This window comes from Paenibacillus sp. M-152, assembly GCF_003856555.1.
GTDB classification, from domain to species: Bacteria; Bacillota; Bacilli; order Paenibacillales; family Paenibacillaceae; genus Paenibacillus; species Paenibacillus polymyxa_C.
Genome location: NZ_CP034141.1, coordinates 3271805 through 3289584, shown reverse-complemented (window position 1 = coordinate 3289584; position 17780 = coordinate 3271805). Strand labels below are relative to the sequence as shown.

Annotated in this window: 22 protein-coding genes and 1 pseudogene; 12 read left to right on the top strand and 11 right to left on the bottom strand. The window is 39.3% G+C overall.

Features of this window, described 5'->3' with window-relative positions:
• Positions 1-16: 16 nt before the first annotated feature.
• Genes EGM68_RS26405 through EGM68_RS25895 form a run of 3 tightly spaced genes read left to right on the top strand, consistent with a single transcriptional unit; the run spans position 17 to position 995 of the window.
• Positions 17-373, top strand: coding sequence for an IS110 family transposase (locus tag EGM68_RS26405; RefSeq protein WP_129549469.1), 357 nt, complete (start codon positions 17-19; stop codon positions 371-373).
• Positions 357-755: a transposase gene (locus EGM68_RS26400; RefSeq protein WP_276311740.1), complete on the top strand. Its 399-nt coding sequence runs from the start codon at positions 357-359 to the stop codon at positions 753-755. Before EGM68_RS26405 ends, EGM68_RS26400 begins: the two co-directional genes overlap by 17 nt.
• 48 nt (positions 756-803) lie before the next feature.
• Positions 804-995 (top strand): hypothetical protein, encoded by a 192-nt coding sequence (locus EGM68_RS25895; protein WP_206099028.1) that lies wholly within the window; start codon positions 804-806, stop codon positions 993-995.
• Positions 996-1048: 53 nt separating this feature from the next.
• Here the strand turns inward: EGM68_RS25895 and EGM68_RS26185 are convergent, their stop codons facing one another.
• Both EGM68_RS26185 and abc-f read right to left on the bottom strand, forming a co-directional pair.
• Positions 1049-1546: a hypothetical protein gene (locus EGM68_RS26185; protein WP_240664049.1), complete on the bottom strand. Its 498-nt coding sequence runs from the start codon at positions 1544-1546 to the stop codon at positions 1049-1051.
• A 148-nt stretch (positions 1547-1694) separates the two neighbouring features.
• Positions 1695-3182, bottom strand: coding sequence for a ribosomal protection-like ABC-F family protein (gene abc-f, locus EGM68_RS14285; protein ID WP_040103550.1), 1488 nt, complete (start codon positions 3180-3182; stop codon positions 1695-1697).
• A gap of 465 nt (positions 3183-3647) precedes the next feature.
• Here abc-f and EGM68_RS14280 point away from each other — a divergent pair, with 465 nt between their 5' ends.
• Positions 3648-4007: a hypothetical protein gene (locus tag EGM68_RS14280; RefSeq protein ID WP_129549467.1), complete on the top strand. Its 360-nt coding sequence runs from the start codon at positions 3648-3650 to the stop codon at positions 4005-4007.
• Between the two features lie 54 nt (positions 4008-4061).
• Complete coding sequence (locus tag EGM68_RS14275; RefSeq protein ID WP_129549466.1) at positions 4062-4469, top strand: stalk domain-containing protein; 408 nt, start codon at positions 4062-4064, stop codon at positions 4467-4469.
• A gap of 10 nt (positions 4470-4479) precedes the next feature.
• Here the strand turns inward: EGM68_RS14275 and EGM68_RS14270 are convergent.
• The 3 genes from EGM68_RS14270 to EGM68_RS14260 form a co-directional block, all read right to left on the bottom strand.
• A protein-coding gene (locus EGM68_RS14270; protein WP_129549465.1) for an IS3 family transposase occupies positions 4480-5641 on the bottom strand; the annotation gives its coding sequence in 2 pieces (ribosomal slippage) (positions 4480-5377 and positions 5376-5641; 1164 coding nt in all).
• Between the two features lie 154 nt (positions 5642-5795).
• Positions 5796-6251, bottom strand: a complete 456-nt coding sequence (locus tag EGM68_RS14265) for an AraC family transcriptional regulator (RefSeq protein WP_129549464.1) — start codon at positions 6249-6251, stop codon at positions 5796-5798.
• Positions 6252-6438: 187 nt separating this feature from the next.
• On the bottom strand, positions 6439-7077 hold the full coding sequence (locus EGM68_RS14260; RefSeq protein ID WP_129549463.1) for a zinc dependent phospholipase C family protein: 639 nt from the start codon (positions 7075-7077) through the stop codon (positions 6439-6441).
• A 657-nt stretch (positions 7078-7734) separates the two neighbouring features.
• Between EGM68_RS14260 and EGM68_RS14255 the strand changes: the two genes are divergently transcribed.
• Both EGM68_RS14255 and EGM68_RS26180 read left to right on the top strand, forming a co-directional pair.
• A complete protein-coding gene (locus EGM68_RS14255) occupies positions 7735-8943 on the top strand; it encodes an MFS transporter (RefSeq protein WP_129549462.1) in 1209 nt (402 codons plus the stop codon).
• A 330-nt stretch (positions 8944-9273) separates the two neighbouring features.
• On the top strand, positions 9274-9474 hold the full coding sequence (locus tag EGM68_RS26180) for a hypothetical protein (RefSeq protein WP_129549461.1): 201 nt from the start codon (positions 9274-9276) through the stop codon (positions 9472-9474).
• A 42-nt stretch (positions 9475-9516) separates the two neighbouring features.
• On the opposite strand, the pseudogene EGM68_RS26175 reads toward EGM68_RS26180, so the two are convergent.
• Positions 9517-9915, bottom strand: a pseudogene (locus tag EGM68_RS26175) (DUF4231 domain-containing protein); the annotation flags it as partial.
• 558 nt (positions 9916-10473) lie between these two features.
• Between EGM68_RS26175 and EGM68_RS26170 the strand changes: the two are divergent.
• Positions 10474-10548 (top strand): YjcZ family sporulation protein, encoded by a 75-nt coding sequence (locus EGM68_RS26170; RefSeq protein ID WP_233902336.1) that lies wholly within the window; start codon positions 10474-10476, stop codon positions 10546-10548.
• A gap of 256 nt (positions 10549-10804) precedes the next feature.
• Here the strand turns inward: EGM68_RS26170 and EGM68_RS14235 are convergent, their stop codons facing one another.
• Positions 10805-11257 (bottom strand): hypothetical protein, encoded by a 453-nt coding sequence (locus tag EGM68_RS14235; RefSeq protein ID WP_129549459.1) that lies wholly within the window; start codon positions 11255-11257, stop codon positions 10805-10807.
• Between the two features lie 114 nt (positions 11258-11371).
• On the opposite strand from EGM68_RS14235, the gene EGM68_RS14230 reads away from it, so the two are divergent.
• The 3 genes from EGM68_RS14230 to EGM68_RS14220 all read left to right on the top strand — a co-directional run bounded on the left by EGM68_RS14230 (position 11372) and on the right by EGM68_RS14220 (position 13639).
• Complete coding sequence (locus tag EGM68_RS14230) at positions 11372-12760, top strand: helix-turn-helix domain-containing protein (RefSeq protein WP_129549458.1); 1389 nt, start codon at positions 11372-11374, stop codon at positions 12758-12760.
• 179 nt (positions 12761-12939) lie between these two features.
• The gene (locus EGM68_RS14225; protein ID WP_129549457.1) at positions 12940-13128 is read left to right on the top strand and encodes a hypothetical protein; all 189 of its coding nucleotides are present in this window, start codon (positions 12940-12942) and stop codon (positions 13126-13128) included.
• An 88-nt stretch (positions 13129-13216) separates the two neighbouring features.
• Positions 13217-13639 carry a hypothetical protein gene (locus EGM68_RS14220; protein ID WP_043885989.1) on the top strand — a complete coding sequence of 141 codons (423 nt, stop codon included), beginning with the start codon at positions 13217-13219 and terminating at the stop codon, positions 13637-13639.
• A gap of 200 nt (positions 13640-13839) precedes the next feature.
• Here the strand turns inward: EGM68_RS14220 and EGM68_RS14215 are convergent, their stop codons facing one another.
• From EGM68_RS14215 to EGM68_RS14210, 3 genes are all read right to left on the bottom strand, one after another.
• Positions 13840-14370, bottom strand: a complete 531-nt coding sequence (locus EGM68_RS14215; RefSeq protein WP_129549456.1) for an IS3 family transposase — start codon at positions 14368-14370, stop codon at positions 13840-13842.
• A gap of 98 nt (positions 14371-14468) precedes the next feature.
• Positions 14469-14600: a hypothetical protein gene (locus tag EGM68_RS26395; protein WP_276311643.1), complete on the bottom strand. Its 132-nt coding sequence runs from the start codon at positions 14598-14600 to the stop codon at positions 14469-14471.
• 237 nt (positions 14601-14837) lie between these two features.
• Positions 14838-15296: a hypothetical protein gene (locus EGM68_RS14210; protein ID WP_129549455.1), complete on the bottom strand. Its 459-nt coding sequence runs from the start codon at positions 15294-15296 to the stop codon at positions 14838-14840.
• A gap of 380 nt (positions 15297-15676) precedes the next feature.
• Here EGM68_RS14210 and EGM68_RS14205 point away from each other — a divergent pair, with 380 nt between their 5' ends.
• On the top strand, positions 15677-16738 hold the full coding sequence (locus tag EGM68_RS14205; RefSeq protein WP_240664047.1) for a fibronectin type III domain-containing protein: 1062 nt from the start codon (positions 15677-15679) through the stop codon (positions 16736-16738).
• A gap of 57 nt (positions 16739-16795) precedes the next feature.
• Here EGM68_RS14205 and EGM68_RS14200 read toward each other — a convergent pair whose 3' ends face one another.
• Positions 16796-17116 carry a hypothetical protein gene (locus EGM68_RS14200; protein ID WP_129549454.1) on the bottom strand — a complete coding sequence of 107 codons (321 nt, stop codon included), beginning with the start codon at positions 17114-17116 and terminating at the stop codon, positions 16796-16798.
• Positions 17117-17780 lie beyond the last annotated feature (664 nt).

The following is a 17780-nucleotide window of genomic DNA, read 5'->3' as shown; positions in this document are numbered from 1 at the left end:
AATTAGGGAGTGTGTTATGGAGCCGGTTGTAGGATTAGATGTGGCTAAAGGAGCCAGCGTCGTTCAGGCTTTTCTAGGAAGAAATGAACCTTACGGAATATTGGAGAGTTTTACGCACGAGGGGAGCGGTTTTGAACGATTGGGAGAATTACTTGATGAATTGAAGGTACTCTCGGGCAGGGAGCCTGTTATTATTTTGGAAGCAACCGGCCATTACCATCGAGGATTAGTTTCCTATTTAATACGTAAGGAGTACAGGCATTTTATAATCAATCCACTTCAATCTAAACGTGCGAGAAACACGCAACTGCGAAAAGTAAAAAAACGACGCTGCAGATGCATGGCACTTGGCCGACATGTACTATCGGGGTGATGTAACGCCACATCGTACATGGGACGAGTTGTACACTGAGCTACAGCATGTGACGAGACAACATGAGTTTATAACCTCGATGTATGTTCAGGCAAAGCTAAACTCGAGAGCTTTACTGGATCAGGTATTTCCTGCGTTTGAGAAGGTGTTCGGAAATCTCTTCTCAGCTACTGCCCTTAGAGTGCTGCAGAGTTGTCTGAACAACGAGTTTGAAAAGGTAGAATCTATCATTGAGGAACAAACAGGAAAGTCTCATTCGAAAGATTGGGTAGGAGAGAAGGCAAATCAGTTGAAACAAACATTACTTAATTGGGCCAATAATAAAAAAAAGGAGCATAACACAAAGCATAGTCCTTGTAGGGATGGTATCCCTCCTATTTGAGTCCAGAAGCAATTAAGTAGGCTGGAAGAAACCATGGAGGGACTTGCGTTGAAACAACAATTAGTGGCTGTAGCATTGGGTGGCGCATTCGTAATAGGTGCATTTGTTTATAATTCATATGCTGCCGAATCGGAAGCTCCATCACAGATATCGGCTAAGGCGAAAGCAGAAGATATCCATATTCTCAACCTAGTGCAGGGAGACTCGCATAAACAGCAGCGGCTGAAGAGCACAGCTTGAAACCATTAAATACAACCGCTATAAAAGGTAAGTATGGTCTGATTATTAGAAAATCATATCGCGGAACTGACGGCGCTGAAGTTATGCTCATTCAAACTGAATCCAAAATGGATGAAGAGGCTACTATTGAGAGCATGACCGGAAGCCCATAAATAACCAGCCTCATGGATTACGTTCGCATAAATAGATACGAATAAATCTTTCTCCATATCTGTATATAAGTTTTCTACACTCTTAAGCAAATACAAATTCAACTCACTCAATATTTTTTCTTTCAATTGGGGGATTACCAAACTTATATTACTTTGGCGACATTGTAATCTTGGTTGCTGGTAAAAGTCACAAACAGCTAAAACAAGTTGGCTTATACTTCCTTGATCAAATTTTATTGATCCTGTTGTCCGTTTTGCAATAGCATTTGAAGCGGAATTTCCCATAATGGACAGTGAGAGTAGAGTAGAAGAAGCAAAACCCACTGTAAAATAATATAAGCTTCTTAGTCTTATTGAGATAACTATTAAACTGTCTTCAATAAAAACATCGGCAGCCATGGACGAAAAAATAAAATCCTAGACTGCCGATGTTCGATTTGAACTATCATGTGCCTTTAGTTCAATTTTTTCTCTTTTCATAAAAGTTGTTGTGCCAAGGTTTCTGCCATTGAAATCACGTCTTAATTCAAGTCACTTTTGTAAAATTCTAATCCCCACCGAGTTCAATCGTTTTCGTGGCGACCCGGTCATGAAATTCCTGATCATGCTCTACGAATACAATGGTGGGCGTGTATTCAAGCAGCAGATCCTCAATTTGCATCCGGGAAATCACGTCGACAAAGTTGAGCGGTTCGTCCCAAATATGCAGATGAGCCTCCTCACATAGGCTTCTCGCGATCAGAACTTTCTTCTTCTGCCCGCCGCTAAATGCTGATATATCCTTCTCAAACTGGATGCGGGCGAAATCTAGCTTACGCAACACGGCTTTGAATAAGCTTTCATCAATTCTGTGCTCTGCTGCATAATCGGAAAGCGTACCTCGCAAATGAGAAGTATTCTGGGATACATAGGAAACGCGAAGCTGCGGATCTCGTTGAAACGTACCTGTATAGTACAGCTCCTCAGCGTTAAGCAGGTGAAGCAAGCTAGACTTACCTGAACCATTTGGACCTGAAATTGCAATCCGATCTCCTGGTTCAATCGTCAGACTAACGTTCTTGCATACTGCTCTTTCCCCGTAGTAAATCGTAACGTGATCCAGTATCGCCAATTCCGATTTGGGATACACGAGCTGAGAGATCGCAAGGCTTTCTGACTGTTCGATATTTCGGAGCAGTTTCGATTTTTCCTCTAAAGCAGTGTGTTGCCGCTGTTCGATGGATTTTGAGCGTTTCATCATTTTGGCTGCCTTATGTCCGACGTACCCCTTGTCAAGTTTGGAACCGGAATTTCGTGTGCCGTTTTTCGATTTTTCGGTCTCGAAAGACCAGCTACTAGTACGTTTAGCGGAAGCTGATAAACGCTGTATGTCTTTGTACAGCTTTTCGTTTTGTGCTATTTCGAATGTATCCTGGCGAGTTTTGTTCGTCCACCAGCTGGAGAAGTTGCCTTTTTGGATTTCAATATTCGTTTTGTTGATCGACAGAATATGATCCACGCAGCGGTCGAGAAAAGCACGGTCGTGTGAAACAAGAATAAAACCACGCTTCGTATTCAGATAATCGGCGACAAGCTTGCGTGCGTGCAAATCGAGATGATTGGTCGGCTCGTCGATGAGCAGAAATCGATTGTCTTGGATGAATAGCACAGCCAGCAATACCTTCGTCTGTTCTCCTTGGGACAGCGATTCGAATGGTCGGTACAACACGTCTTCTGAAACCTTAAGCAGGTTCAGTTCACGCATCAGCTTCCAGTTCTCATAGCTTGGCACGATCTCTTCGACGACATCTAAAGTCAAATACTCCGGATGTTCGACGGGAAACGGAAAATAATCAAAGGCGACTGGTGTGGAGATCGTACCGCTGTATTCGTACTTCCCCTGCAGCAGGTTTAAGAACGTCGTTTTACCCCGACCGTTTCGTCCTGTAAAGCCCAACTTCCAGTCTGTATCAATTTGAAAATGAACATTTTCGAATATAGGGTCATAGCTGCCTGGATAGGCAAAAGTAAGATTGGTTACCTGAATGGCGGGCATGGCAATCATCCTTTCGTTTGGAAATAAAAAAGAGCCGCAAGAAAGGTGCTTTCTTGCGGCTCTAATCCATACGAGGAAATAAGACCCCATTACAAGGGGGCCATATGACTGTCCGGAGAGGGAGCGCAAACGAAACGCAGACCTTTCTTGCAGAGACGAAATAAAACGACCCTAGCCAATCGCTGAGTCCGTTCTTTTCGTGATCTCGAAGCAAGAAAGTTCTACATGTATCCGTTCAACTCCCATCATTAAATTACATCCAGTTTATCACAATAGTAATTTAACTACAAGCTGCGTTAGTTTCATTTAGGATGAAGCCTCGCGTAGGTCGACATGCTCCTTAGATTGATTACTGTTATTCAACTATCTTCTGCTATCATTGCTTCGCAACCAGCACGCCGGAAAGAAATACTTAAAGGTTTGGATATAGGATAGGAAATGCATTAGCAGCGATACGGGCCCAAGATGATTATTAGAGCCAGTAAGTTAATTGGTAATGAGATAGAGGGCGGTATTATTACAGGTGCCTTATTCTGTACAGCAAAAGAGGGTAGGCGTATTTTTGGGGACTTGAATTCATTTCATGTAGATAATATGGGTGGGGGATATATTAAATCTACGAATAATATGGTTTATTTTCAAAATGAGGTTAATTTTACTGAAGCTACTGTAAGTGGGCTTAAGCTCGGAGTTGAAGATTTTATTGAAAATCTCGGGGAAACAATCAGAGAGTTGAGAAACGATGTTGCTTCACTAAGAGGTGATATGTACGATGATGTAATTGTGAACGCTACATTTGATCCATCACCAAGAAATTTCCACTAGTTGGAAAGATGGTTTTAGGGGAATAAAATGTGAGCGTAAATGGAACAACATTGTTTGAAAACGCTATTTGCCGTCGATGGTACAGCGTATGTACCTTTGCGCCCGATTTCAGAATCTTTGGGGACGAACCTAGCGGTGAAGGGGAAAACTATTGAAATTACAACAGGAACCCCTTCTTCATATGTGGTTGTTGAAGAGCAGTCACAAGCAATGGCTTTGAAGAATAACCCACATACCAATTGGTCCAAGGAACTAATTGTAAAGCACTCTGGGACTGTGGAGGAATTGATCGAAATACTTAATAATGATATTACAAAATCTGAAAAGTCATTGACTGACATCGATAGAAGAATAGGTGCGGCAGGCGACGATCAAAAACTTATTGAGCGCATTGAAAAAACCGTCACCGTGACAAAAAGCCCTCTTAAACTGGTCATACCCCTGTCAAGTAGACAGAACTAAAAAGACATCTTTAAGCAGCAACCGTTTCTCGGTATTCAATCGGGGAACGGTTGTTTAATTTTTTCTGAAATCTATTTTCATTATAAAAAGAAATGTACTCCCGTACGTGTTGTTCTACCTCCGCTAGGGTTCCGGGTTTCGTTAAATAAATCTTCTCTGTTTTAAGATGGGAGAAGAAGGATTCTATACAGGCATTGTCTAGGCAATTTCCACGCCTTGAATGGCTCCCAAGCATGCCAAGCCGCTTAAGTTTGCGGTTAAACGGCTTGGAGGTATACTGAAAACCCTGGTCTGAATGGAGAATGACACCCTCCATGTTCACGTTCTTACTTAGAACGTCTAGCGTCTCGCTAACTAGAGCAAGGTCATTTCGTTCCGAAAGACGCCAAGCCACGATTTCATTGTTAAACAGATCTTGAATGACAGAGAGATATACAAACCGCTCTCCAGCTCGTATGTATGTAATATCGGTAACCAGCTTGGATAAAGGAGAATCTGCCTGAAATTGTCGATCTAATCGGTTGGCATTTACCACAGATGCCTGTTTGCCAAAAAAGCGCCGCTTCTTTCGAATGACGGAACGGATCCCTAATTTCTTCATTAGGCGGTACACCTTTTTGTGATTGACCAAGATACCTTCTCTACGTAAAGCAACGGTCATCCGCAGATAACCAAAATAGGGATGGATCCGGTGGATCGACAACATATGCGATTCCAGAAGCTCTTCTTCTTGCTTACGCTGCTGGGTTGTTTGCTGATTCTTTCTCCATTTATAATATCCTGCCCGAGAAACATGGGCTAATTCAAGTAACCATTTCAACGAATATCGTGTTCGCATTCCCTCAATAATTTCAAACCTCGCTTCTTTCCTCGTCACTCCTTGTGTAGATTTGGATACTGCTTTTTTAATATTCAATCTCCGCCCGTAGATACGCCATCTCCTCTTCCATACTGGAAAATTTCGTTTTGGGTCGTCCCTGCCTTGTGGTCGTTGGCTGGAGGTTCTCCCCCGCTCGATGTTTCATCACCCAGCTTTGCACTTGGGATTTATTACGAATGTCCAATTGTTTCGTCACTTCACGAATACTCATATGTTCTTCGTTCACCAACCGGACTGCCTCCATCTTTACATCTAAGGAGTATTGCCGGAATGATTGTCCCTTTTTAGCCATGAAAAATCCCCTCCGTTCAACAAGATTAAGTCCATCTTAACAGATGTCTTTTCTCTCTTGTCTACTAGAAGGGGATAATACCAAACAGAGGGCTTTTACTTTTATGAGAGGGATTAGTATTAGACTACCTTTAATAATAGGTATCTTAACACGTTTATTGAATCGGAACGCAAATTTCGCAACGATGATTATTAATAAGTTCAATTGTATAGCGCTCCAAGATAGGTTTGGTTTCATCTAATCTGAACTTTTGGTTTTTCAACTCTAGAAATATTTCGCCCCAAGCCTTTTGAACAGCTTCTGCTGTATGATTTATCTTAAAAACAGCGTATCTTCCTCCACTAATATTGCTTAGACTTACTTCATCAGTATTAACACAGTAACCATCAGGAATAACCAAACATGCATCGTAGCGACAATTTTCCGGCTTCACAAATGCAGGATTATTTTGGGCAATGCCGAGGATAATAGACTTATTATTAAATAATTTATTCGATTCAACCCAGTATTTAAATTTCTCCATTAGTTGTGAATTTGCAATTCCATACGGACCAATCTGTCTCATGTATGCAATTCTACAAGACGGTATTTTTTCAATTTCAGCCTTCATATTTTCTTCTCTTTCTTTTTAAAGTACATCGATGTCTGAAACCATCTTATAATGCTTTAAAATGATAAACAACTCCATTTTAAAAATAATCAAATTAGTGTCTAATACCCAAAGAGCAGACTTATGTGCCTGCTCAACGATGTGTGATATTAAACTGCTGTGTCACGATAGCTTAAACAAGTCTTACTTATAGAGACTCGATTCCCCATTCTTTATATAAGTCGTTAAGTTCATGCGATGTCTTTGTAACAAAACTCTTAACCACATCTACCTTTAAATAAATTGGGGTTATCTGGGGTTCATTGTTCTTATTACGTAGCCATTGTAGTTTTATATCTCGGTACTGATTTACTTCAATTTGTGTTAACAATGGTTCAATACTATAGGCATTTCCTACATAGAGCTTGTTGAGAACATCTTCTGCCCATTCTTCTCTTTTGATTAAATTAAATTCTACTTGGTTTGCTTCCATATTATAGATTTTTCTCATTTCATCTTTTTCTCCTTGATACTCACGTTCAAAATTCGAATAGACTGTTTCCGTCCATCTTATGTCCGCATAGATATGGGCAAAATACCCTAGTATGTAATCTGTCCAGTTAGTCTCAACATTAAGGTTTAAATAATACTGGCATCTTTCCTTAAGTACCTCACTACTAGGGAATCTATCTTCACAAACAAAATGTGTAATACCCTTTTCGCTTCTTGTCACATCTCCCCTTACATGGACAGCATCTGGAGCAATACTCCCAATTAAGAAACTAGAAGATGGAGTACGCGAGCAAAGTTCTAAAGCTATAGCAAAATGGACCATTGGATAAGGCATTCTTTAGAACCTCCTAAGTTAAGACAGTCGAATAGTTATAATGTAGCTATACGCCAATATATTACAAAATATTGAAACTGGGCATATTTGAAAATAGCTAGTCATTTTCTTTACCTTTATATTCTATAATTCGTTGAAGAGAAATATGAATTGCCCTGAGATAACTTACTATGGTTATAAAACCGATCACTAAAATAATTATGAGTAGATCCATAGGTAACTCGCTCCTAACTCAAACAGAAGATTTGGTCATCCTCCATATTACCATAATTGGAACTTTACTTCCTGTTAGCTTAAAGATGTATAGTCACTCTACAACCTTATTTTTGCTGAGCAATATTTCTGTTTAAAATCCGCACCGTTATAGTAATAAAACCAATTTAAGATATAAGTATGAAAGCCTCTGATAAATCAGGGGCTTATTTTGCGTCTTGAGGGGGTGACGAAACCCATGGCAAAGATAAAATCCACATTGGACATACAACTGGATCTAACCAGACCTGTTGAGGATTTAACTGAGATCATTTCTGCTGTATTTGTGATAAATCTATATCCCCAGATTTGTCCCATATATGACAGGAGTCAAATTTTAATGAATAGTCCAATCTAATATACCCCTATTAAGCCAAATTCGAATGAAATAATAGGGGATATATAATGAAATTGAATAAAAATTTTTCTTTATTACTTTTGGGTCAATCACTCGCTAATATAGGCGATGTATTATATATAGTCGGTGTTATAAGTACAATTTTTGTATTAACAGGTTCTGCAATTGCAGCATCGTTTGTTCCATTTACGATTGCTTCTTCTATGTTTATATCCAGTCTGCTGACTCCTCTTTTGGTTGAGAAATTAAATCTTAAATGGTTACTTGCTGGGTCACAAATTGTAAAGACGATTTTACTCTTTATTCTAGGGTTTATGTTAATTGGTTTAACAGCAGCTAATTATTATTTTATCTTTTTAATAATAGGATTGATTGCTTTTTTTGACGGATGTGCAAATCCAATAAGACAGACATTAACTCCATACTATGTTAAACCTGAATGTCTAATTCAAGCTAATGGAATTGCAGAAACAATTACGCAGACCATACAAGCAGGTATGTGGTTCGTAGGAAGTTCATTGCTAATTATTATGAGTTCTCAACAACTTATTTGGTTAGTTGGATGTTTATTTGTAATTGCAAGCATATTACTTTGCCTTTTAGAAAGTGTAAACCATAAAACAACCGAGCAAAAAGGGAAACTAGAAAAAATTAAAGAAGGTTGGAAAACTTTATCTAACACTCCAGTATTAAGAAGGATTGCTTGGATAGAATTTTTGGAAACAATTGCTGCAACGGTTTGGATAGCTGCTATTTTATATGTGTTTGTCAACGAGGCTTTGAACGTTGATGAAAAATGGTGGGGATTTATCAATGGAGCTAACTTTTTAGGTCTGATTTTAGGAAGTGCTTATTGTATTAAATTTTCTTCTTTTGTTGAAAAGAAAATAGGAACCTTTATTTTTGTCGGTTCATTTGCAAGTTTCTTATTCACAATATTATTTAGCATAAACAGCATTCCAATGATTTCCTTACTTTTATCGCTCTGTGTAGAGCTTTTTGGACAAATTAAAAAAATTCCTCAACAAACGGTTATACAAACTAGTGTGTCAAAAGAACAGTTATCAACTGTTTATACCTCGTTAGGTGCTATCGGAACTGGGATTTTTGGCGTTGGCTCTCTTGTTATGGGAGTATTAGCAGATTTGTTAGGAATTAGAATTGTATTCGTTATTTCGGGGCTATTACTTGCGATAGTAAGTACAATTGCTCATAAAAACAAGCAATTATTTGTTAGAAATGTTATGGAACAATAAAATTAAAGTTGAAGGATTTTATTAGCTTTAATGTCTTAGTTTTTTTAATGACTGTGTAATAGTTTGTGAAGTAGGGCCATCATTTTTGATGGTCTTTTTTATTGAACTTATTGTACTAACGGGTGCTTTAGTAAAAGAAGAAAGGGTTCTACATATTAGTCATATCTAATATGTAGAACCCTTTAAATTTTCTATCTTTTTTAAAATTAGGTCTTGATAATCCTCATAATGTTCAGTATATTTCCAAGCGTGGCTGATGAAAATATTGTATAATGCCATATAAATGAAGCTCCTTTTCCATATGATAATATAATGCAGAGGTGAGATTGTATGAATAAATTCAGAAAAAAGCCCGTTGTGGTAGAAGCCTACCAAACTCATGAAGAGTTAATTATTCAGACGCTTGAAGGTCCATTAAAAGCCTCGCCCGGAGATTGGGTTATTACTGGAATCAACGGCGAAAAGTATCCATGTAAACCTGATATCTTCCAGAAAACTTACGAGCCGTTTGAAGCAGGCGCTTGCTGCTGATGGCTCTTCTTTTTTTTGTTCATTTGCATGCAAATTAGCCCAATTGACATTTTCTTTTGAAATAACACTTTCCACACGCTCTACTAGCAAATTAAATGCCCCGTCTGCGATCTTGTAAATTCCTGTTCTCGTAAGATACATATACTTTTCTTGCCTCAGAGTTTCGCAAATTCCCCTGTATTCAATCCAATTTTCATGGGATTTGTGTAGACTAAGTATGCTTTCGAATAATGCTATACATGCCCCTAGAGCGCCGATAACAATGGCGATCCATCTTAATCCGGAGGAAAAGCTTGTTAAAACAGGAATCAGAGCAGCGGCAACTATCTCCGCTCTTTTCCACCGTTTGTAGTATTTTTGACACTCTATACTCTTTTTATCATACCAATTAATCTGATCATCAAGTCTCTCAGCAAGATATTCTCTTTCAGATATATCCATTGATCATCTCCCCCACATAGTAGAAATGTCATAGGTAATTCGCACTTGATAATTCTACATCATTTGACCTTTTTTGGGGAAAGTTGGAATAATTATTTACAAAATAGTCCAACCGTACTATAATCGTAACAGCACATACGAAAGCACCGTTGTGCAATCCGAAAGCATCGGTGATACCCTGCTGGCATACGCTGGTGGTTTTTTTTTGTTTACCTAGAAGTCCATTCCCTAAACAATGTCTCACATAACCTGTGGAGTAAACAAGGGAGGCGTTATGTGTGAGTGGAGCTGAAAGAGGTGGCGGGAATACTGACAGGACAGTTTGGATGTCGATAACTGTTATCCTGGCACTTTTTATTTTGTTGGTAGTTATCTTAACACTAACCCTTTTATAAAAGTTTTTAGGCTCTGCCGGTTTATCTGGTGTGAGCCTTTGTTTTGTTTACCTGCATACCCTGTCACTATACGAATTGATACATATATTAAGGTGTACAACAAGTAAAGGAGGTTAAAGCTATGAGTGGATGTGACAACACAACTCCAGCTCCAGTTGGTGGTATGTGGACTTCTACAGGAGCAATATTAGTGCTCTTTATCTTGTTGGTTATCATCACTAAATCACTTTGGATTTAATTATGTGAAGAAAAGGCTGAAGGACCACACACACTTTTTTCACTTCACTCAGTACAACTCCAAAAAACGTGCACTGACCCTGCTAGCTGTGCTGGTGGGGTATTTTTTTTGTATTAGAGGGAGGCATTCAGTTGGGGGAAATTAAGTCCAAAGGATAATCGTGTAGCTGGGCTTTTGCTAGACACTAAGTATGGCAACATTGTATTCATAAAGTGTCTCGGATATAACTCCAAGATACTCCCCTGCTTGAGGTTAGTTAGTTAATGTCTGATGGGTACTGGCCAGTAGTACCCCAAGCTTCGCCTTCAACTTTGTTACCGCCAGCTCGGAATTGAATTACGTATTCCCCTGATGGCATCCCGTTAGAGTATGAATTAAGACTAGTCCACGTTAATGTATCACCTTTGCCAACAGTTTTATTAAGGTATTCTCTCCCGTTACCCTGCAAGCTCCACGAAATTGTGTTGCTTCCTGTATTCTTCACTTTAATCTTTACATGTCCATAACCTTTTTTGACAGTAAACTCCATCGTCGGACTTGTCCCGCCAAGAACCTCATGTACTTCTTGACCAGTTGACTGGATAACTATACCTCCACGCCCCTTTGGTAATTCAACCCCCATATATGGTGTGGCGGAAGCAGCCAGCGGAGCTACTGCCGTAAGAGCCAATAGACCTGTAAGAATGATTAATGTGTTTTTAAACTTCATCAAAAACCGTCCTTTCGAATGGTATAATTTGTACTAATGACCAATCAAAGCACATAAAAAGGAATAAAATGTACTTTTATATTAACAAAATGGAAAAAATTTTAATATTCGAAAATGCATATTTCCTATCTAGAACAAAAGGGTTTGAGCTTAGCGCAATTTGGACAACTTGCAGGCATGAATAGGGGAACAATAAGTGCTATTGTGACAGGTAATAAGTCAATGTCTGTTAACCAGCTTGACTTAATCACTGAGGCTATGGGTTTACCAGAAGGGGAGTTTTACGATCTGTTTATAGAAAACTTCATCATCGACCATCCTCCCAATATGAGACGAATCGAGCCGTTTTTGTTTCGCTGTGCGGAGTTGGACAAGTTGGATGCAATCCGTCGAGTGGTGGGAGCCATCATGGATAATCTGCTGTATTCACCCAAGCTATTTGAAATTGCAGAAAGATTGTTGGCGCAGGGACGACATGAGGCTGCACTACTGCTCTATGCAGGTGTGGCTGAAGCGGAGAGATATCAACATTCTGAACGTTTGGCAGTCTGCCAATACCGTATATTCACCATTCAAATCGGAGACGATCAAAGCCGAAATGTTAGGGTAGCAGCCGTTTTTGAGGCTTTTGTCGAACGCCTAGATGAAATAGATCAACTTGATGCATTGAAGGATTTAGCTAACGTGTACAGGTCTTTGCGTAAATGGGACAAGGTAGACGAAATGGCAAGGCAAATGAGAGCTAAAGCTGAAATCCAATATTCGTTTGTCCATAACGAGAAACACAAAGTTGGAACGCCAGAAAAGAAAACAAGAGGACCGTTATTTGGATACATTGCTTATGCTGACCTGTTGTGTGCCAGTGTTTGTGAAGCCCGAGGCGATTATCAGCAAGCTTTACAATATACATACACCTATGCGGATTTAGACTGGGTTAAAGAGGACGACGAGGATACTAAGTACTGGATGAACTTGTTCAGTCAGTGGGCAGAAGGTAATACTTACGTATATAAGCTTTTATATGGAGATATAAATGTGCTGCATGATTATGTTGAATATATTGTAGCGACATCAGACACTAACGAAAATGAAAAGATATCAAAACTGCTTAATGTTTTAATTGCCGCAAACCAATATAGCATAGATGTAGACGATATACTTAAACGATTTGAAACTCTTATTGGGACTTTTTCGCAACAACCATCATCAGATGATATGTATACCCGACAAGTGATACCGGATTATATCGCGTGGTTTGGTTACGAGTTAGGTTTTTATTATTTACATCGAGGGAAGTACATTGATGGCTTTAAATATTTGATGAATGCAATGGTAAAGTCACATATAATAAATAATGAAACTTACTTTATAAACTGTATGGGGTTATTTGTTCGTTTTCAAGCCCATGCGGTTCCTGAAACTAAAGCTGAGTATTTCAATCTTATTGAAAGGGTGTGGGAAAACAATGTTCAAAAAAATGGTGCTTCTAATCATTGCGGCTAGCTTTTTGTTGATTGTTACTGTGCCGGATCAAGCCTTTAACCACCACCATAGTATTCAGCCTAACGTTACCATTGGAGGATTTTAAAAGCTAAAGCTCTGCCAAACTTATGGTTGGTAGGGCTTTCTTTAGTGCAGGAATTACCACACATACGGCAGAATAACTATCTGAGGTGATCAGCATGAACCATACATATAAAATGTTAAAGTCGGATATAGAACTATTTACAAGCTGCATTAAGACAGTAAGAGTATATGTAGTACAGCCGTTGGGTGGGGATTTGATAGATATTGTGGATTACGGTGGCGTAATGGAGAAGATTACACCAGAGTCGATCAAGATTAACGGATCTTACTTCTCTCGTAAGTAGTTTGAATTTAGAGTAGAAGTGAAAGAACCTACCAGATTGTAGACGGTGTCCCTTAAAGGTAGACTATATCAAAAAATAGGAGGGGGAAATGATGAAGAAAAGAATATTTCTGTTCTTGATTTTATCTTTATCTATAGCAACTACGATAGGTGCAGCTTCAGCTTCACCCAGTAAAACTAGTGGAAACAACATAATTTCTCAAAGATCGGGCGGAAGCGCAACTGTAAAAGAAGCCTTTAGTGTTCCTAAAGGATGGGGTCATGTTAAACTTTGTATGAAGAATCACTCTGATCATCCAGTAAGAGTAAGTTTAACTCACAGCGGTTCGAACAAACTATATATTGAAGCATTAGTAATCGCTCCTCATGATACAGTGACTTGGAAATCTACTGACCAAGGTTTTAGCGACGGTTTGCGTTCTGGAGACTACATACTTCAGTGGAGAGGCAGCGATTATAAAGTTGACGGAGAAACATGGGGAGTGGCTGATTCACAGCCTGGAAACCTCTAAATTCCCTAGGAATACAACTTGTCCTTCTGGCCATTTGATGAGAAAGGTTAACTGTTCAAGCAAGTAAGTGAATTAATCCCCTTAGTTGGTGGGAGAGCTTTTTTCGTTGATCAATTTGAATTTAGCGTAGATGTAAAAAAGGACTCTGCTGGTATGTAACCACTGTGACCCCAATTGAGGACACTTTGAATAAAGCCCGCTTAGGCAGCCAATAGATGGCTTCTGAATTCGTCAGGAATCATCTTTTTTAACGCCCATTGGTAGCGGCCTGAGTTGTAGTAAGCAATGTAGTTATCGATGCATGCCCGTAATTCTTGAATGGTTGCGCACGATTTGTATTCCAGATCACCCTTCATATGACCGAAGAATGTTTCCATAGAGGCATTGTCCCAACAATTTCCCTTCCGATACATAGACTGCCTGAAGCCTGCTTTACGGACCAGAAGGCGAATTTTGGGGTGGGTATAGTGCATGTCTTGGTCAGAGTGCAAGATGGCCTCAGGACGAACATTCCCATCGAACCGTTCAATTAACAACTGCAGCGTCCGCTTCATCAAGACGAGCTCCAGAGAAGATGACAGATAGTGAGCAAGTATCTGCTTGGTTGCCCCATCCTTCACACAAGACAAGTAGGCACACTGCCCGTGACCATAGTGCAAATAGGTGATATCTGTGAGCAATACTTTTTCTGGTTCCCCTTGGTCAAACTGACGTTTAGCAGGTTGGGGCATGTCTGGTGTTCCTGAGTCGCCTTGGCCATTTTACGGTATGGATTAGCTTGCCGAATCGTGGCGACAAGTTTGTACGTTCGCATGATCCGTCGGATCTTTTAGTGGTTCATAATAACACCATTTTCCCGTTCAAGCCTCATTTTAATTACCAATGCTCCTGCTTTGCCATGTAGGGCATCAAAATGCATCTTGATGAGCGCTAAGTCATGTTCATCTGCGCGAGCTTGCAACTGGCGTCTCTCCTCGGCATGAAGTCAGCGATAATAGCCGCTTGCACTGATGTGAGACAGTTTGCACAGGTAGCGTGTCATGCGCTTTAGGCTATATTGTCGGATCGTAAGGTTGATTATCTGATAGCGCTCGGGTGTCCATCTTACGGGTCACAGTTCAATTTAGCCGATAGAGTCCTTTTCTTTTTTATGTGAGTCGGATGTATATGAAGCCACTTAGTAATTTCTGTACATTAATTAGAATTGTCTTGCGCTTATATTGAGGTCCATTTGGGAACCGTCCTGGGTGTAAATGTATACACTATATGAATTTTTACTTTGAGAATAAATTTGCAAGGTCTTTTGACTACCAGGTGAAACTGAAGTGTCTATAGAGGTGCTAGAACCTAATTTCTTAATCTCTACATAAATTGTTGAACTTCCATTATTTTTAACGAACACATTGGCGTCTTCCCCATTCTCAGGGATCATGGTGAAGGTTTTCTCAAATGCTCCTTTTCCAGTGTGATGTATTGGATTAATCAATTGAACATCAAAAGGAGTAATAACATGCCCGTCCTGATTCTCAGTATTTTCAACCACTTTAATGAAACCATTATCAGTTTGATTTGCTGAAATTGAATCCTGCGCAAAAGCAGCAGGGCTTAGTGACAGAAGCAATGATGCGGCGATACCAAAACTCATTAATTTTTTCAAATTAAATCCCTTCTTTCTATAATTTAACTACAAAAATAATTATATATAATCTGTATATCTGTGTACATAGTTACTAAGTACCATAAAATTTAGTTGTTATGAGAATTGATAAATGGCAGTCTTATTTGCGATATATAATAGATAGCTCTGCTAACCTTAATTGGTCGGCAGCGCTTTTTTTTTTTTTGACTAGTTTGAATTTAGAGTAGAGGTAAAGGATTCAGCTGGGGAACTGGTGTAAGACCTGTTTCATACCCAATAAAAAATAAATATGCAAATATTTAGATTATATTTATAAATCAGCAAGTTTATGTTTAGACATGTTTTGAGGAATATATTACCTTAGTATCTGTTCATTAAATTACTAGGGGGAAATAATAGTGAAAATACGATTTATCAAAAAAATAGGAGTATTATTCGGGGCTTTTTTACTTGTAACGGTCAGTCTATTAAATTCAAATATTTATGCTGCGTCTGTTGGGGACAGGCTTACAGAACCAGAAGTAGGTTGGAAGAGATTTGATGATACTTATAAGACAATCTTGAGAGAAAATGGAGTGTTTGCTTTCGTACCATCCGATGAGCCAGACCAAGCATATAAAGAGGGATATTATTATAGTAAAGACAAAGGCGCGACAATTTCATTTGCTTTCACTGGCGAAAAGCTTAGAGTTCTAGCTCCAGTCTGGACTTTACAATCTAATAACATTGAAGTGAACATTGACGGTGTGAAAATAATGAATTATTCAGCGTATGGCTCACCAGTAAAACATCGAGTTATTTTGTTTGAAAAACTAAATTTAGACAAAGGTAAGCATATTGTTAAATTGACAAATAATCAAGCAGGTAAGGAATTTGAAGTTGATGCTATAGATATAGCAGAAGACGGAGAATTATTACCTATCAATGCTCCATTCAATTTAGATGCTTCTGCAGGCGACAGTAAAGTTACTTTAAAATGGGATCAAATCGAGAATGCAGAAAGCTATACAGTAAAATACGGAACAGAATCCGGCAAATATACTGAAACCGCAACAGCAACAAAAGATGCCTATGGAAACTTCATCATTCCAGATCTGACCAACGGAACAAAATACTACTTTGTTGTGAGTGCTAAAGTAAATGGTGTGGATTCAGAATACTCCAATGAAGCTTCAGCAGCTCCCCAAGGTGGAGGCGGTCAAACTGATCCTGAGCAACCAACAGGAAACCGCGCAATTCTGGTAGTCACCATGACAACTGGTCTAGAGAAAGAATTCGATCTAAGCATGAAAGAGGTAAATGACTTTATCTCCTGGTACGAAGGCAAACAGGCTGGTTCTGGATCGGCTTCGTACGCCATTAATAAGCACGATAATAATAAAGGCCCGTTCAGTAGCCGTAAGGACTACATGCTGTATGATCGTATCCTAACATTTGAAGTAAGTGAATATTCTAAATAAATTTAAAAGCTCTGCTAACCTTAATTGGTCGGTAGAGCTTTTAACTGTTCACGCCACTTATAGTGTATCAAGGTATTCTTTCTGGAAATTGATAAAATCTTGCACACTATCGTGATAGGTAAATCTACCGCCATTTTTATCAATAATCCAGTTGATCTTCTCGTCATTTAACAAGACTCCATACATGCAGTGATGAAGGAGTTCAATTTGCTTTTCATCCCTAATTCGGATCAAGTGTTTTTCTTGTTCGTCAATGAGGTACCATTTCGTTTCTGTTTCATCTACATCCGCATCCACATACAGTATTGATACCGACAAGGGGAATGGCCAGTCAAACCAATGTTCTCGCTTGTCTTTTCCATAACCTTCAAATGCCATGGTTATTTCCTCCTACTTGGATAATTTCCTAATTAGTTTAAATGTATCAACGTGCTGTGATTGTACGCTTTATTGATAACTGTTTTTTGGGAACTCGCAGCTGTTCTTAGCCTTTGGCATCTTGGCACCAATGCGGTGAATGACTTGCCGTTTGAAGGTTGGCACGAACTGCGATGCGTTTGTTTAGACTGGGGTAATAGGGAGGGGGGACGAACTTTATTGTAAATCCCTCATTTGCTCAATTTGTAAAGGCAATGCTAGTTCAAGGGAGAATTTTCGGTAGCCCCTTTTGGCAATGGACGACGTAGGCTTTTAGGAATACACACATTAAATTTACTGCTGTTCTTGATTTATCCTACTGGCTCAGGAATATCGCCCCCATAATCTTTCCATGGCTTCACGTGCGCCATCGTAAACTTCTGCAAAAGTTTAGTGTAACTTTGGCAACGTCTATTCCGTAATTGTTGCATAATAGTTGTGTCCGCTTTTGTGTTCATTGTTTTGATCTGTATAGTATACAGAAACGCCGGGTAACAAAGAAGTTGAATGCTTTGTTACCTGATATCGAACGCTACCACCAATACTCTACATTATTCTGCTGAGCGAAGACGGATACGCTCTATATTGTAATCATAGAGGGCTGGGATGGTGCCAAAAGATCATT